6 protein-coding genes are annotated in these 16572 nt (G+C 72.5%); 2 read left to right on the top strand and 4 right to left on the bottom strand.

The features are described from left to right. From AC0682_RS20495 to AC0682_RS20510, 4 genes are all read right to left on the bottom strand, one after another. Positions 1 to 2086, bottom strand: a 2086-nt coding sequence (locus tag AC0682_RS20495) for a serine/threonine-protein kinase (RefSeq protein ID WP_478534415.1), incomplete at its 3' end; no start/stop codon positions are given. Between the two features lie 263 nt (positions 2087 to 2349). Then, a complete protein-coding gene (locus AC0682_RS20500; RefSeq protein ID WP_478534416.1) occupies positions 2350 to 8493 on the bottom strand; it encodes a hypothetical protein in 6144 nt (2047 codons plus the stop codon). 207 nt (positions 8494 to 8700) lie between these two features. After that, positions 8701 to 10893, bottom strand: coding sequence for a hypothetical protein (locus tag AC0682_RS20505; RefSeq protein ID WP_478534418.1), 2193 nt, complete (start codon positions 10891 to 10893; stop codon positions 8701 to 8703). A 239-nt stretch (positions 10894 to 11132) separates the two neighbouring features. Beyond that, positions 11133 to 14141 carry an AfsR/SARP family transcriptional regulator gene (locus tag AC0682_RS20510; protein WP_478534419.1) on the bottom strand — a complete coding sequence of 1003 codons (3009 nt, stop codon included), beginning with the start codon at positions 14139 to 14141 and terminating at the stop codon, positions 11133 to 11135. Between the two features lie 218 nt (positions 14142 to 14359). Between AC0682_RS20510 and AC0682_RS20515 the strand changes: the two genes are divergently transcribed. Both AC0682_RS20515 and AC0682_RS20520 read left to right on the top strand, forming a co-directional pair. Further along, positions 14360 to 14914, top strand: coding sequence for a hypothetical protein (locus AC0682_RS20515; RefSeq protein ID WP_478534420.1), 555 nt, complete (start codon positions 14360 to 14362; stop codon positions 14912 to 14914). Next, positions 14914 to 16458 carry an outer membrane protein assembly factor BamB family protein gene (locus AC0682_RS20520; RefSeq protein WP_478534421.1) on the top strand — a complete coding sequence of 515 codons (1545 nt, stop codon included), beginning with the start codon at positions 14914 to 14916 and terminating at the stop codon, positions 16456 to 16458. The genes AC0682_RS20515 and AC0682_RS20520 overlap by 1 nt, the downstream gene beginning before the upstream one ends. Positions 16459 to 16572 lie beyond the last annotated feature (114 nt).

Consider the following 16572-nt stretch of genomic DNA (forward strand, 5'->3'; position numbering starts at 1 on the left):
GAGCGGTCTCCGCCATGCCAGCCATACCCAGAACCCCCGGGCCCTCCGATCTTACGAATGACCGGAGCGGACCCACGTCTTGAAAGGTAGGACCGTCCTTGCCCCTCAGCAGTATGAGCCGGGCGTCCGGGCTCAGCACGGGCTCGTTCGTGGGGAGGTCGTCCAGCCGGAAGTCCTTGGAGGACAGGGTCACCCGTGGTTCGGCGCCGCCCGCACGGATCTGGGACAGGTCCCAGAAGCTGATGCCCTGGCCCGACGTGGTCATGAGCCGGCGTCCGTCCGGTGAGATCGCGTGAAGGCCGCCGGGCAGAGCCGAGACGTCGAGCGCGGCACGCTCCGGCTGGACGGCGGCCGCCGTCAGTGCCGCTCGCGCCTCCGGGACCTCGGCGAGCCTCCAGGACGCCAGCCCCAACAGCATCGCCTTCTCCGGCTCTGTGCCCCGGAGGGCTTCCGCCGCCTGTGCCACGGCACGGGCCGTCGCCTGGGAACGGCGCAGTTCGGCTTCCCGGCTCTGCGTCCACGCCACACCTCCCGCCACCAGCGCGACCGTCGTCGCAGCGGCGAGGCCGGCAAGCAGTTGGCGGCGGCGGCGTGCTGTGCGTGCGGCGGCGGTGCGGCCCGCCGCGAGGAACCGCCGCTCAAGGGGGTTCGGCCGCAGGTGGTACGGGGCCGTGGGCAGCCACTCCAGGCACGCCCGCAGCTCGGTGCCGCGCAGTAGGTCCTCGGGCCGCTCGCCGTGCGCCTCCCACAACTGGGCCGCGCCACTGATCCGCTGGAGCCTCGCGATGCCCGGGCGATCGACGTCGACCCCGGCACGCAGCCGACGCCAGGCCGGCACCAGGGCCGCGCTGACGGGGCGCACCGACCCATCCGCCTCGGTGACCAGGATCCCCGCCTCGGTGAGCGCCTGGACGGCCTCGGTGAGGGCTCGCCGTTCGGCGTCGGGCCGTCCCGCGAGGATCTCGGCCGACTGGGCGGTACGTACGGAGTCCTGGGAGCCGTCGGTCGCGGAGCCGGGTACGACGAGCCGGAGCAGCAGCTCGTGCGCGGTCGACTGTGCCGCGGGGGAAAGCGCCGTGAAAGCGGCCTCCGCACGTTCACCGAGTGACGCTTCCACCGCGGTACGCGGGGGGCTCCCTTCGCCCGTCGCGGAGCCGGTGCCGGACCCGGTGGTGCCGCCGCCTACCGCGTCGGCGTCATCGCTCTCGCCCGGCCCCGTGCCCCGCGCTGGTACGGCGGCTTTGCGCGCGCCTTCCTGGATGAGGCCGATCCGGGGATCTGCGGCCCGTACGGGAGCACCCACCAGGCCCATCAGCAGGTCGCCCGCCGTGGGCCGATGCTGCGGGTCCTTGGAGAGGGCCGCGGCGATGAGGGGCCGTACGGGTGCGGGCAGCGTACGGAGATCGGGTGTGACAGTGGTGGTGCGGTGCGCCACCTCGGCGATGTTCTCCCCTCGGAAGGGCTCGGTGGCCGTCGCCGCGTACAGCACGACCGCCGCCCAGGCGAACACGTCGGACGCCTCAGTGGCCCGACGCCCGGCCAGTACCTCCGGCGCCATGTAGCCGAGGGTTCCCATGATCGCGCCGGTCGCGGTGAGCGACATCTCGGAGGTGCGGGCGATGCCGAAGTCGATGATCCGGGGCCCGTCCGGCCCCAGCAGCACGTTCCCCGGTTTCAGGTCACGGTGCAGAACCCCCGCTTGGTGGATGGCGGCCAGCGCGGTCGCGACCCCGGTCGCCAGACGCAGCACCGAACCTGACTCCATAGGTCCGTGCGCCCGCACCCGGGAGGCCAGTGTGGGCCCTGAAACGTACTCGCTGACCAGGTATGCCACATCTCCGTCGACGCCGGAGTCCAGGATTCTCGCGGTGCAGAACGCGGCTACCCGCCGGGCCGCCTCGGCCTCCCGCGCGAACCGTTCCTGGTGAACACGTTCCGCACCCCGGTGCAGCGTCTTGAGCGCGTACCGGACACCGGCCCCGTCGTACGCCTCATAGACCACGCCCTGCCCGCCGGCGCCGAGCCGCGCAGCGAGCCAGTATCCGGCGATCCGCTGCGGATCGTCAGGCGTCAGCGCCGAACTCATCTGTAGCTCCCCCCAGTTCGAACTCCTAGATCATCAGACCCTACGCTCGGATGCCGACTTCGGGGCGGGTACGGGGCTCGATGACGGAGCCTGGTGGAATCCTGCGCTGGATCCGCGCTCCCCTCCCCGCTCTCGCCGAATGGCATCGGGTCCTCACATCGGCATGAGGGCGTTGCGGCAACCCGGGGTGGTTCATCCCGCCTGGCCCTCGGCACGGTGCGTATCAGGGACATACGCACCGTGCCGACTCTTCGGTCACGGCCTCATGTGCAGAGCGCCACGCACTCCCGCAGGAACGGTTCCAGTCTCAGGTGTCCGTCCTCCCGGTCGAAGACCTGAAGGGCGTCAAGACAGGAGACGATCCAGCGGGCCTCCTCCTCGTCCTCGAGCCCGGCCACCGTGAGTGCCACAGCGGTGACCGCGCTCAACAGGTCGAACCGGTCCTCCTTGAACTCGGCGGCGAGGGCCTGATAGCCGGCGGCCAGCAGGGGGTCGGCGTAGATCCCGGTCGCCTCGGTGAAGGCCCGGGCGCCCGCCCGGCCCGCGCGGACGTCAGCGAGCTGGCGGAACACCTTGTCGGCGTCGCCCAGTTCGCCGTGCAGCCGGTGCGCCCGGTCGACCAGGAGCGGCCAGCCTCCGGTCAGTTCGTGGAGTCGGTCCAGACGGTCCTCGGTGTGGAACATCTCCACGCGCTGCGCCCAGCCCCGCAGACTGCGGCGATCGTGGCGGCGCAGCACGACCGGGGCCGCAGGGGCGTGCTCAGCGCCCGTCAGCAGCGTTCGCCACAGGCCCAGCTGGTCGACATCGGTGATGAGGACGACCGCTCGCGTCACGCCGGGCGTGCCGGGCAGCAGCGTCGCGGCCTGGTCGACGGCCTCCCGGCACGTCTCCGGACGGGCCGGGTAGTTGGCGAAGTCGCTGATGACGACCCTCCGCTCGCGCGGCGCTCCGCCCGTGAGTTCCTGCCGGTACACGCGTCCGTTGCCGACGGCCGGCAGCTTCCAGTCGGCGATGCGTCCCGCGACCCTGCGCAGGGTGTCGCCGACGTCGGTGACACCCGTCGCCGCGCTGCCAAGGACCACCCTCGCCTGGTTCGAACGCTCCCCGAGCAGGTCGTCGAGCTGGGTGATGGTGAGCGGGGCGGGCCGGCCGTCGGGCAGCTCGGGACGGCCCTCAAGCACGATGCTCTCCTGGAGTTCACAGTCCTGTTCGGCCCTGAGCAGTCGGGCCTCCACCTCGTGGGAGCTGCCGATCATCCGCAGGGCGCTGGGACCCCGCAGATGCCAGCCGAGACCGTCGTGGTTGGGGGCGAGGATGCCGAGGCCCACCATCTCGGAGAGGTACGCCCTGAAGCCCTCGGTGTCGAGCTGTTCGAAGCCCCTCCGCCAGTACGTCTCGCACTCCTCACGCAGTTCGGTGTCGCTCAGCCGCACCTCCAGGCCGTGGTGCCGGGCGTGGTAGGCCAGCACGTTGGCGATCACGTCGTAACGGTGGTCGAGGCTCAGCGTGTCCTTGAAGGCGGCCGAGATGCTGTCCCGCAGCCCGGTGTCCGACTCCACGACCTCGATGTCCGCCAGTTCCACCTTGTACAACGGCCCCGTCGGCCCGTTGGGCCCACGCCGTGCCCGCTTGCGGTGCATCACCTCCACCAGCCGATGCCCGAACATCTGGAGCAGGAAAGGCTGGTAGGAGCAGTATCCGAGCACCCGGTTGACCAGGTCCAGGTCGAGGAACTCGAAGCCGAGGGCCCGCATGGGCTCGACCAGCAGCTCGGCGGCGAACTGCGGAGCGAGCGGACCGATCACCTTGGGGGTCTGCGCGAGGTGGCCGAACGGTCCGTTGCTCGCCATCTTGGAGAACCGCTGCACGGAGTGCAGGCCTGCGAACACGACCTTGGCCCTGTCCTTGGTGTCGTCCCCCAGGCCCTTGAGCTTCTTGGTCTGGTTGAAGCGAGGAGCGTCCGCCTCGAAGAACTGGTCGCACTCGTCGAGCAGGATCAGCAGCCGTCGGCGCGAGTCACCGTCAGTCCACGCCTGGATTCCCGCGCGCACCCGCTCGGAGATGTCCTTCACGGGCTTACGGCCCTGGGGAGGGCCCAGCACCTGCGCCTCGGTGAGCTTGCGGTCCAGGACGCTCCACAGGGTCTCCGGCCCGAGTGAGCTGCCCTTGCCGATGTTCTCCTGGTCGAGGTTCACGTACACCGACAGGTGGTAATCGGGGTACTGCTCCATGAACTTGTCCCCGGCGTCGGCGAGCAGTGCCGACTTGCCGAGGCCTCGGCCGCCGAAGATGACCTGGGTACCGCGCGGGTCGAGGATGCTCTTGCGTTCGGCGTCCCGGCCGTAGAACATCTCACCGCCGATCCGGCCCCGCTTCTCCCTGATGTACGGGTTGACGCCGGAGAACGGCAGCAGGGTCTGGGTGGCGATGCTGACCTGGCGGTTGCCGTGGGCCGCGAGGTAGGCGAGTGCGGCGTCATCGACGACCAGCAAGGGCTGGGACAGCTGCCCCGAGCCCACGGCGAGCTCGATGCGCGCCTCCCGGCTGAGGGTGCCGAAGTAGAGCACGACCAGGCTTGTTCCACTGGTGTCGCGCTCGGCCCAGCTCATCACGACCTTGGCGGGCGGCCGACCCCACACCATCATGACCCGCAGGTTTCCGCCGTGTTCACGGATCTGGGAGCCGAACGCCGGCGCCTTCGCCCTGCCGTTGATCACCACGTCCGTCGCCTCGAAGAGCCGGTACTCGCGCCGGTTCTGGGACCGCTCGTCGAGCTGTCGTGCGCTCTTGGCGTCGTAGCCGAGCAGCTTGAGGAGTGGCGGCACCCGCCGTGTGTGCGCCACGTGCAGCCTGTCCTTCGGCTCGGTGGTGCCCATGAGCCTCCACTCGTCGAGGGCGTCGGCCGCGAGCGCGGCCTCGTCGGTGGACAGCGCGCTGTAGTCCAGCGTGGGAACGGCGGGATGCGTGCCGCACGACCGCACCAGGTCGATCAGGTCGCGGTCGATACCGCCGCGCAGTCCGTCGGGCACCGCCGGGAAGAACTCCGCCAGGTGGGACTCGTCGTTCTCGATCTCGGGTACGTCCTCGCCGATCTCCAGGAAGTAGACGAGGTCGGCGGCGGTGGCCAGGTCGTTGGTCTCCAGGCTTCGCAGCACCTGTGCCCGCTGGTCCGCGGTGCTGTCCAGCACGTCGAGTCGGGCCCGGATCCGGTCGGCCGCCTCCCGCCGGAAGTCGGGGAGGCTGCTCCGTACGGTGTCCAGGCCGCGCCGCACGGAGACCAGGTCGTGCGTCTCGGCCTTGTCGAGCCGCTCCTCAGCATCCGCGAGCAGCTCCTGGAGACGCAGATCCTGATCATCGGTCACAGCGCCCTCGGCCTGGGCACGGTGCAGTTCGGCCACGAGTTCGCCGTGCTGCCCACGCAGTTCCCCACGCCGGACGCTCTCGCGCTCCTCGACCTCGAGGAGCGACGGCGGCAGGAACTCCCCGGCGCGGGCGGCGGGCAGCACCCCGCGGTCGGCCAGTTCCACGATGGTGCGGACGGCGGCGAAGGCGTCGTGGTCCAGTCGCTCGGCGACGGCTTCCGCCCAGCTGCGGTCGACCGCGGCGAGCAGCACAGCCGAGGGCGGTCGCTCCTCCACCGAGTCGCACACCTTGAGCAGTTCCGCGTCCAACACGACCTCAGGAGGAATCGGTCCGCCCGTCCGCATGGTCGCGTTGTCCCCGGTCAGCAGAGCGTAGAGCTCCTTCATGGAGGCACGGGCCGCCCACGCCGTCGCCGCGGCGAGACCTGCCGAGCACCCGGCGAGCTGCTTCAACTCCGCCAGTACGCCGTCCTTTCCGTCCAGGAGCGACTGCCGAAGGGCGGAGATCTCCTTGACCGCGCGGTTGCGGTCGGACCGGTCGGAGCGGCGGGTGCCGTCGACCACCAGGCACCATTCCTTGGCCAGACCGACGGCGCGCTCCACGAGGTGCACCAGGTCCTGCCGTCCGGATCCCTGAAGCGGTTTGCCGCTCGACGAGCGGTATGTGCGATCCATCCGGTCGATCTCGCTGTTGATCTCGGCCAGTTTCGACAGGCGTTCCGCCTGTTCTCGCACGTGCTGGATCGCGCCCCGGTCGTCGTGCGCGACAGCCGTCAGGAGCGAGCCGAGCAGACCGCCCCCGGGTGTCAGCCATCGCTTGGCGATCTCCGTCGCCCGCGCGAACCGGAGCCGCTGCGGCGCCAGTAACGTGTTGCAGTGGTCGCGCAACTCCGCAAGGCGTGCGTCGCGCTCGGCGTCGTCGGCGATGACGACCAGCGGCGACGCGATCAGGGCACCGCTGAGCGCACGGTCGGCGACCGCGGTCGCCGCCCCGCCGAGCTGGTCGGGCAGACGCGGTACCAGTGCCTTGAGCTGAGCTCCCGCCAGGTGGTCTCCGGTGATCAGCGCTGTGCGCAACAGGGCTGGGAGCAGGAGGAGTTCGCTTCCCTCGGTGTCACGACCGTACCCCCCGTAACTCTCCAGAAGGCCGGTGGTGAGCCGTGCGCCACGGCTGTCGTTGGAGCTGAGCAACGCGGCGGCACCGGCCAGCCGGAGCGCCGCCGCCTGCGGCTCGGGGCGACCTGCGGCGCGCGCCATCTGATGGGCGAGCCCGAAGCGCCGCTCGACGATCAAGCGGGCGAGAACCCGCTCGGCCGTGGTCTCCTCGGCGCTCGCCTCATCCGGCTCTCCCTCCGCTGAGGGGCCGTCGTCGTGCCGGGGCGGCTCCTGGACGCGGGCCGTCCCGGGGGAGGGCGCGTGCTCGACGGGCGGCACCGCGTCCGCAGTCGGGGACACCGTGGTGGGCGCGCTCGCAGGCGCGGTAGCGCTGGTGGGCGTGGGCGTGGGGACGGTGTCGTGAGTGGTCGCCCGGGCGCTGTCCCCGGGCACCACGGGCTGCTGGGAGGCAGGGCCGACGGGTTCGCGGACCGCCTCCGCGGGCGGGGCCTTCCGCTTCTCGCAGGCCGAGACGGGCGTGGCCTGACGGGAGGGGGCGGCGGTGACGTCAGCCGCCGGGTCTGTCGCTGCGGGAGGCGGTCCCTCCGCGGATTCCTCGGCCGTCGTGCTGCCCGGCCCCTCGCCGGTCTCCGCCGCCGCTTCCGCCCGGGCCGACGTACGGTGCGCCGCCTCGGGCCGCGGGAACGACAGGTCGGCGGCCATGACGGCGGCCATCGCGCAGCTGGGCAGCACCCGCACGACCTGTTCCTGAAGAGCGAGGATCTCCGCCGCCGCGTCCACCTGGCGCCCCAGTCGGACGATCCGCGCCAGCGCCAGGAGGGCCGTACTCTCCTCGCGCTGCTCGTCCCCCCATGTCTGCTCTCCCAGCAGGTTCCGCGCCGCTTCCCGCGCGGCCTCGGCGGCGGACGCAGCGGTGCTGCCGGGGCGGCATACGACACCGAGTAGTTCCCGCAGCCCCTCTCGCGCCCGTACGTCGCGTTCACTCACCGCCCGGTGCGCTTCCGCGGCGCGGACCATGTCCTCCAGGCGGCGGGGCACCCCTCTGATCCCGGCCGCGTCGAACGCCGCCTCCGCACGGTCGAACAGCGTGTTCAACGCGGTCAGCCGCAGCAGGTCCTCGTTCTGTGGCGGAACTCCGTCCGCAACCGCCACCATCACCTTCTCAGCGGCCTGCCGGGCCCGGGCAAGGCCCGCCCCCAGCTCCCGGCACATGTCGCCCGGCTCGGGCCCCGCCCCAACGCCTGCCCCTGGCGCCTCGGCGGGGACGGTATCCACGGCCGTCCGCGGCGTGCGCCGGTGCGCATTGGCCTCGGGCGTGGTTCCCCGCTCTCCGGGCATGCCTGGCTGGAAGGTGGGATACGCGGCCACGATCTCCCTGGCCAGCTCGCCGACCCTGTCGAAGCGGGCCTTCTCGTCCTCGTCCGCGCTCCCGGCGAACCAGTCCTGGTCCGCGGCCCAGGCCAGAATGTGGGCGTCGCCGACCGAGGCGTTGCACCATGCGAAGACCGTGGCCCTGACCAACGGCTCTCCCCACCGGGAAGCCGGGTCGGACGCGGCCTCCTTCGGGGTGGCGCAGGCGTGCTGGCCGACTTGGTTCATCACGGTGTGCGTGAGCATCTGGAGCGCACCGGTGCCCGCTTGCTGCCGCGCCTCGCGCTGAAGCCTTCCGAGCACATCCCTGCACAGGGACTTGCTCGCCCGCCGCGGCGCCGCGATGCGGATACCCAGGCTGTCCAGCAGGTGCTGACGCCCCTTGGGCGACAGGGAGTTGAACGCCAGCTCCACCGCACTGACGGGGAGTCGGTGCACAGCGGCGACAGCCGGCGTCGTCAGGGCCCCGAGCGCCTGCGCCAGACCTTCGAGTTCCTCGGCGGGAGTGCCTCGCGGGGACAGGGGCGGCCCCGTGACGACGTGGTAGCGATCTTGCATACGGGGGTACTCCGTTTCCTCGTACTTCTGAACGGTGTGCGGGCTGAGCCCCGCAGGTGCCGGGCCCGCCCTGGCGGGTGCGGTTCCACGGGACGGGCACGGGGCCGGCCCGACGGCGGTGCGGGAGGGGGATGGTGCGCTCGAGGGTTCGACCCAGGTCGCACGATCGGTGGGGGCGTACGGGATCGACCGGAAGCGCGCCGGTCTTCAGTGTCCGCGCGTGTGCTCGGTGACGAATGTGTAGCCATGGGGCAGTTCCCAGCCGTCCGCCTTGCCGAGACGGCGGCAGTAGTCGCGAAAGGCGGCACGCTGGGCCTCACTGGGTGAGCACCCCGGGCGCAGGCGGCGCAGATGACCGGGGACGAACTGGATGCCGGGCAGCGCACCGCCCTCGTCCGCGACGCCCCAGGGGCGTATCACGCGTCGCTCCAGCGGTCGGTAGCCGATCAGCTCGATGACCGGCTGACCATCGCGCGCCGGGTGGTGGGGGCGCCCGAGGGCGTCCCGGCTGCCGCAGGCCGGTTCCAGTACCCGTTCCGCGCACAGCTCCATGACCGCCGACTCCAGGCGAGTGGCCTGCGCGCGGGCCGGACGGTGCCCGTATGCGGCGGTCGGCAGCGCCTCACGGTCCATGAGGGCGTGCCCGTCGAGGGTGAGCAGACCACAGCGCCGCACGGTGCGCATGACCAACTGCCGTGGGCCGAGTCCGGCCGCGCTGTCCCCGTGGCGGTCGCTGCCCGGGACGTCCTCGCGGGTGAGCACGCGCGGGTCGTAGCGGTGGCCCGTCTCGCGGTCGCCGATCAGTACCCGCTCGCGAAGGGGCGTCGTGGTCAGGCGGATCGCGGGGGCACCGAGACAGCGGTGGATCTCGATCATCAGTCCGGGGAAGAAGCCGAGCGGCCAGCGGACGCCGGTCAGCCGTGGCACCTCGTGGCTCAGATCCACGGTGACATCCTGCTCCGCCTCCTTCTCATCCAGCGTCTGCCCCGGGTGGTGCAGTTCCAGGCGCAAGGCCGGATGCCTGTCGCGGGACCGGCAGAGGTCGCGTACGGCCTCCGAGGGCAGGGGGAACCAGCCGTCGATCAGGTGGGCCAGCCGCAGGGGCGCCCGCCAGACGACATCGGTACCGTCGCTGCGCAGAAGTTCACCGGAGCCGAGAAGGGTGTCGTCGGCGAGCGGCAGATCGACCGGCTCCAGGTCCACACCGGCCCCGGGCACTGCCTCCGGGCCGAGGGTCGAGGCCCAGCCCCGCCCGGCGGGCACGAGGGGGTCCCCTGAGGGCTCCGGTGCGCCGGGACGGTGGGACCGCCAGACACCTCCGCTTTCGAAGGCGTCGTCGAGGGTGACAAGGATTCCGCTCGGGAACAGGCCCTGTTCGCTGTCCCGTTGGACGACATCGGCGAGCGCCGTGTTCGCCCGGCACACCGCGGTGGCGTATCCGGTCCCCGTGAGCAGATCCGCCGCCCCGGGGAAGGCCCGCAGCCTCGGGCCGACGGCGGTGTGGACGGGGTGCGCGGACGTGAGCATGTGGCGGCGCTTCACCGGCGCGGCCGCGTGCTCCACGGCCGCCGCCAGCGATCTGAGGTCGTTGCCGCCCAGCGGGCCGGTGTCCCGCCAGCATCCGGCCAGGGACGCCCTGGTCATGGCGTACTCGCCCCAGGTACGCAGCAGGTCGCTGGAACCGAGGACCCCCCGGATCGTGTCGAAGAGGCCCGCCAGCCCTGCCCGCATATCCTCGTCACGCGTCCCGCCCACCAGTTCGGCGAGGGAGACGGGAACGAAGGGGCTGAGTAACTGGTCCCGGGCGGTGCTCATCAAATGGTCGGCGTACGCCGACAGTTCGTCTCGGCGGGCAGCCTGCTGGGAGGGGTAGCAGACGTCGACGACCAGGTGTCCGTCCGCGTTGATCCATCGCTGACGGGTACGCAGGCGGTGGAGCTGGGTCGGCGAAAGTCGCAGGGCCGGCCCGAAGGCGTCGAGGTCGGGTACCAGCAGTTCCCTGCGTCGCGGCGCGGCCCCGTCTCCCGGTTCTCCCGGCCCTTCGGCCTCCGCGGGCGCTCCCGACACCCACGCCGGGACGTCACCGTGCGCGCTCACCTCCGGGTGGGCGCCCTCCCGGTAGACGATCTCCGCGAAGAGCGGATCCGATCCTGTGGTCACGCACACCATCGCGCCGACCGGCAGCACCGGAGCGCACTCGCCGAGGGTGATCACAGGAAAGTCCTCGGGGCGCAGGGGGCTCGCGCCGTATCCCTCGCCGCCGCGGTCGTATCCGAAATACGCGGCGTTGAACGCGACCGCGGTGTGCACAGGTGTCCGACGGGCCGCCACGACGCCCTGGAGGTAGCTTCGCAGCCGCTCGCGCTCCTGCGGGGGAACCGCATCGTGCCCTGCTGTCATGGCCCGCGTCAGCAGCGCCCGTTCCTCATAGGGATCGGGGGTCTCCGCTCTCCCGCACCCACTGTCCGTAACCGGCTCATACAGGTCCCCGCCCATGGCACCTCCGCCCCAACCACGAGCCCGCCCCGGCTCGTCCGCGGTGATCCTGCAGACTATGCCCACTCCTGGCGTCTCTGTGGTGCATTCAGCACTTTGCCCTGACACACCGCGCACGTCTCCGCTTTCCCGCACGGCCGACGTCAGGGCGACGGATCCCCGGCGGCGTCCAGGGCCCGCAGCCCCTCGTGGGCCGCGCGGTGCTGGCGGGGGTGGTCGGCTGCGGCGGGCAGGGTGAGGGCGGTCTCGAACTCGTGGCGGGCCTCGGTGTGGCGGCCCGCTGCCGCGTACGTGGTGCCGAGGCGGACGCGTACCTCCATCTCCAGCCAGGTGCTCGCGCTCGGCGTGAGCGTGGACAGGGCCTCCCGGTGGATGTCGACGGCGGAGTGCAGGCTGCCCTGGAGATGCGCCACGGTGGCGAGGCGGGAGAGGCTCGCCGCGTGCAGGGGCAGGTCCTCGGCGTCACGGGCCAGTCGGACCGCGCGCAGCAGCAGCTCCGTGGCCTCCGTTTGGCGGTCGAGGGCGATCAGGGCGTCGGCGGTGAAGCACAGGGCGTTGCTGATCGCCCGGGGGCGGCCGTTCTTCTCGGCGGTGGCGAGGGCGGCCGACGCGTGCCCGAGCGCCTCTTCGTGCCGACCCTGTTGGGAGCGGATCGCACCAAGGTTGCAGCACGCGATCCCGCTCAGCCAGTCGTCGCCGGTCCGGGGGGCCAGCTCCACCGCCTCACTCAGATGGGCCACGGCTCCTTCGAGGTCGCCCAGGATCGACTCGGCGGCGCCCAGACCGGCCGTCGCGCGGGCCTGCTCCCGCAGGGCGTCCCGGCGGCGGCCCAGCTCCAGCGCTTTGGTGAACCAGGCGTGCGCCTGGGGGAACCGCCCCTGGTAGATGTCGACCATGCCCAGGCAGTTGCGCAGCGAGGAGGCCATCCGCCGGTCGGTGGCCAGGTCCGCGCAGGGCAGCGCCAGCTCCAGGGCTGCCCGGCAGTCGTGGTACCGGCCCTGGTGGACCAGGTGGTCGACCAGGGCCTCGGCGATCCTGCAGGCGTGGTCGTGCCGGTCGGCGGCGGCCGCGTAGGCCACCACGTCCACCAGCTCCCCGCCGGCCGCCTTCAGCCAGGCCGCGGCTTCCCGCCAGCCGAGGAAGGGGGACGGGCCCGACGCGCGGGCATCGGCCGGGAAGCCGCCCGGGCCCCAGTCACCGGCGGCGCGGCCCGCGGCCACGTAGAGGTCCAGGACGGCCGTACGGTCGGCGGCGGCCTCCTCGGGCACTTCGGAGGCGAGGCGCCTCGCGTGGGCCCGTACGAGATCGTGCAGGCGGTAGCGGCCGGGGTGCGGCTGCTGGAGCAGGCTCGCGTCGACCAGGTCCTCAAGGATCTCCTCGGCCTCCTCCCAGGACACCCCCAGCATGGCCGCGAGGGTGAGCGGATCGAAGCGCGCGGTCGGGGCCAGCCCCAACGCCCGGAACGCTCGCCGCAGTTCGGGGGCGAGCTGGTCGTACGACATCCGGAAGGCCGCCTCCACGCTGCGGTCCCCCGCCTTCAGCTCACCGAGGCTCCGCACGTCGTCGGACATCCGGCCCGCCAGCAGGGCCAGGGTCCAGGACGGGCGGTTCTGCAACCGGGCGCTCGCGATGCGCAGGGCCAGGGGCAGGCCGCCGCAGCGCCGGGCCAGCTCGGCCGCCTCCTCGGGTTCGCGGTCCGCCCGGGACCTCCCGATCAGGTCCCGGAGCAGCACGACCGCGTCGTCCGTCTCCAGCGGCTCCACGGTGAGCCGCAGATCGGCATCGAGGCCGAGCAGCCGCCGTCGGCCCGCCACCAGGACCCGGCTGCCCGGTCCTGCGGGCAGGAGCGGGCGCACCTGGGCGGCGCTGTCCGCGTCGTCGACGACCAGGAGCAGCCGGAGCGTGCTGGTGGCCGTGCGCCAGACCGCGACCAGGTCCGCCATCTCGTCCAGGTCGTCCGGGAGTTCGTCGAAGCTGCCCCGTACCGCGCGCAGCAGCCGACGCAGGGCGCGCTGCGGGCCGACTCTCTCGTGGGCGGCGCCGTGCGTGTGCAGGTCCACGAAGAGGCAGCCGTCAGGGTAGGCGTCGGCCAGCGCCCTGGCGGCCCGCACCACCAGCGCGGTCTTCCCGACGCCCGCCGTGCCGTCGACCGCCACCACGGAGACCCCCTCCGGCGGGACCGGGGCCGTGAGCAGGGCGAGTTCCGCCTCGCGGCCGACCAGACACGCCGTGTCGCCGGGGAGGTCGTTCCTGCGGGGGACCGCCCCACCGGGGGCGGGGCGGGTCTCGCCGGGGGGCGGCCGGTCGGGCGCGGGCGGCTTCGCCGTACGGGGCGTTCGGCGGCCCAGCAGCGTCTCGTCGTCCCGGCGCAGGACGGCCTGGTGCACCCGGCGCAGCTCCTCGCCGGGCTCCATGCCCAGCTCCTCCAGGAGCCGGTGCCGCATCTCCCGGTAGAGGGCCAGCGCCTCGGCCTGGCGCCCGGTGCCGTACAGCGCGCGCATCCGCAGGCCCGCCAGCGGCTCGTCGTGCGGGTGGGACAGCGGCGTGGCCATCAGGGCGTCCAGGGCCTCGGCGTAGCGCCCGAGCAGCACCAGGCACTCCGCCCGGTCCTGGTGCGCCGTGCGGCGCTGCCGGGCGAGGCGTTCGCGCTCGGTGGCGGCGAGCGGGCCGGGCAGGCCGGGCAGCGGCTCGCCCCGGAACAGCGCGAGGGCCCGGTCGGCGTGGGCGAGCGCCGCTTCGAGGTCGCCCGCGGTCTTCGCCCGGCGGGCATGGGCAACCTCTTCGGCCAGCTCCGCAAGGTCGGTCCGGGCCGCACCGGGCTCGAAGCGGTAGCCGCCGCGCCCGCCGCGGATCACCGAACGGGAGGCCCCGGCGCCCGGCACGTCCAGCGCCTTGCGCAGCGAGTAGACGTAGCTGGAGAGGACCCGGTGGCCCGTGCCGGGGGTCTCCGTTCCCCAGACGTCGTCCAGCAGTTGACGGTACGTCACCAGGGCGGGTGCCCGCAGGATCAGCGCCGCGAGCACCGCTTGCCGCCGTACCGGTCCGAGCGCGAGCGGTGCCGTGCCGCGCCGGGCGCCGACCGGTCCGAGCACCTCGATCCGCACCCGCCCGTCCGTTCCCGCCGCGTCCCCGACCGGATCCTTCTCGCTCATGCCCATGTCAAGGTTGCCGGAGTCCGCCACACGTCCACGTCCACGTCCGCTCCCCCACATCCCCGTGCCGCGTCCGCCGCTTCAGCGGAATTTCATCGGCGTTTCAGCGCGTCGCGACAGAGTCTGCCAGGTTGCGCCGGTGTCGGCGCCATTCGGGGCACCGGCCCGGACACCTGGTGAGCACGGGTGGGCGGGCCGGTGAAGGAAAGGGAAAACCGATGTCACACGGCAGTCGCGCCCCCGGTGCGGGGCCCACTCGCCGCGGTGCGCGATGGGAGCGCTACCGCGTCACGCACCCGTTCTCCGCCAAGGACCAGGCGGGGCTGTGGGGGCTGATCGCGGGGGTCGTGGCGCTGGCCCTGCTGCTCGGCTGGGCGCTCGATATGAAGGGCGGCACGGTCATCGTCCTGGCGATCCCCTTCATCATCTCCTGGCACGAGAAGCGGCGCACCGCCTTCCAGTTCGACGCCGCCGGTGTCCGGTTCGGGCAGGTGCCGCTGCCGTGGCAGGACGTCACCCAGCTCGTCGTGGCCACCCCCGACGAGCACCACGCGCTGATCGGCGCCCGGTTGCGGTCCGGTGCTCTCCCGCCCGCGGACGCGGGCCTCGCACCGCCCCGCCCGGACATGCCCGCGCCGGTGCATGTCTCCGTACCCCGGGGGAAGTTCGACCTCGACAAGATGGTCCGCAAGGCGCGGGCGCACGCCCCGCACCACCTTCAGATCGTCGTCGCCGAGCCGTCCGGCGAACGCGTCGCCTTCCGGGCGGGCTGATGCCTCGCCCGCCCCACCCCTGGGAACTGCCCCCGGAGCACCGGCCGCTGCCGGGCAATCCGTACGCCTCGCAGGGCTTCGGCCCCCCGGTGGAGCCGCCCCGGCGCAGGCGCTCCTCCAAGGTGCCGGTGATCGCCGCCGCCGTCGTCCTGCTGCTCCTGGTGGCCGGTGGCGGGGTGTACGCCGTCACCGACGGCCGGTGGTGGGGGGACTCCGCCGCGCCCGTGGCGAAGGAGACCTCACCCGCCGCCCCCAAGACCCCGACCGCTCCCCCGGCTTCCGCGGCGCCCGCACCCGAGCCGAAGCGGATACCGACGTCCGAGGAGATCAACGCCGGACGCGGGCCGGGCGAGGCGAAGGCCTGGGTCGTCGACGACCCGACCGACCTGCCGGGACGCAGCATCCTGCTCCACGATCTGTGGATCGTCGGCGACACCGTGGTCCAGGCCATGCACCGGAAGGTCACCGCCTACCGCCTCGCGGACGGCTCCGAGGCGTGGAGCGTGCCCCTGCCCGCCCCCGTCTGCGAGACACCGGTCCATCCGACGCCCGACGGCAAGGTGGTCCTGGTGTACAAGAACAGCCAGGAGAAGAGCGGGAACCGGTGCAACCAGCTCCAGATGATCGATCTGCGGAGCGGCAAGGCAGGATGGCACAAGGAGCTGACCGAGTCCGGGTCCATGGACGACACGATCATCGTGCACACCGCCATCAGCGGCGATGTCCTGGCCGTCGTGCAGAGCATGACCGCCGCCGCGTACCGGGTCGATGACGGCACCAAGCTGTACGACATCCCCATGGAGAACCCCGGGAAGTGCTACCCCGACGACGTGGCGGGCGGCTCCCGGCTCCTGGTCAACGCCAACTGCGCGATCGGCGCCGACCGCGGTGAGTCGTACGACCAGCTCCGCGAGATCGACCCGCGCACCGGGAAGGTGCTCTGGCGCCACCGGACCGAGCCGGGCTGGAAGGTCGGCAAGGTGCTCTCCGTGGCTCCCGTCGTCTATGTCTCCCTTGACGCCAAGGACATCGTCGGCAACTGGCGGATCGTCTCGCTCGGCCCCGGCGGCAAGCCGCGTACGACCATCGACGCCCGGGCGAAGGGCTTCAAGAAGTGCGGCGACTCGGGGGATTCGGGCCAGGGCATCCAGAACTGTCCGGGCATGGTCGTCGGCGAGGAGGCCGTCCATGTCGGGGGGACGAAGCAGGTGGGCGCCTACGATCTCGCCACCGGGAAGCTCGTCTGGGGGGTGAAGTCCGAGTCGAGCACCCTCCACCCCCTGCGCGGGGCCGGCGGCACGTCCGCGTTCGTCTACGAGCAGGGCCTGCCGAGCGGCGACGGCGGGATCATCCGGTTCGGCCCGGGTGGCGTGGACACGAAGAAGCAGGTGCTTCGCCATCCCCAGGCGGCCCGCGCCACCGAGGCCGGGATGCTGGCCGGGCGCCTGGCCTATGTGAAGGACCGGCTCGTCATCACCCCGTCGATCGTCGACGGGCAGGACTCGCGTCGCGAGGCCCGGATGATGTCCTTCGCCCCGGAGTAGCCGCAGGCGGCGGATCACTACGGGGCCGGTGCCCGGCCGGCCCCGTCCACGCTGCGGGTCCGTCCCGCTGCGCATACTCTCTGTCCTGGAGTCGCCACAGAGGGCGCTGGGAGC

The organism is Streptomyces sp. NPDC043746 (assembly GCF_056436485.1).

Excerpts from the sequence above, each read along its gene's own strand:
- AC0682_RS20515 (WP_478534420.1), top strand. The coding sequence starts at position 14,360 with ATGTCACACGGCAGTCGCGCCCCCGGTGCGGGGCCCACTCGCCGCGGT.
- AC0682_RS20500 (WP_478534416.1), bottom strand. The coding sequence starts at position 8,493 with ATGCAAGATCGCTACCACGTCGTCACGGGGCCGCCCCTGTCCCCGCGA.
- AC0682_RS20520 (WP_478534421.1), top strand. The coding sequence starts at position 14,914 with ATGCCTCGCCCGCCCCACCCCTGGGAACTGCCCCCGGAGCACCGGCCG.
- AC0682_RS20505 (WP_478534418.1), bottom strand. The coding sequence starts at position 10,893 with ATGACAGCAGGGCACGATGCGGTTCCCCCGCAGGAGCGCGAGCGGCTG.
- AC0682_RS20510 (WP_478534419.1), bottom strand. The coding sequence starts at position 14,141 with ATGAGCGAGAAGGATCCGGTCGGGGACGCGGCGGGAACGGACGGGCGG.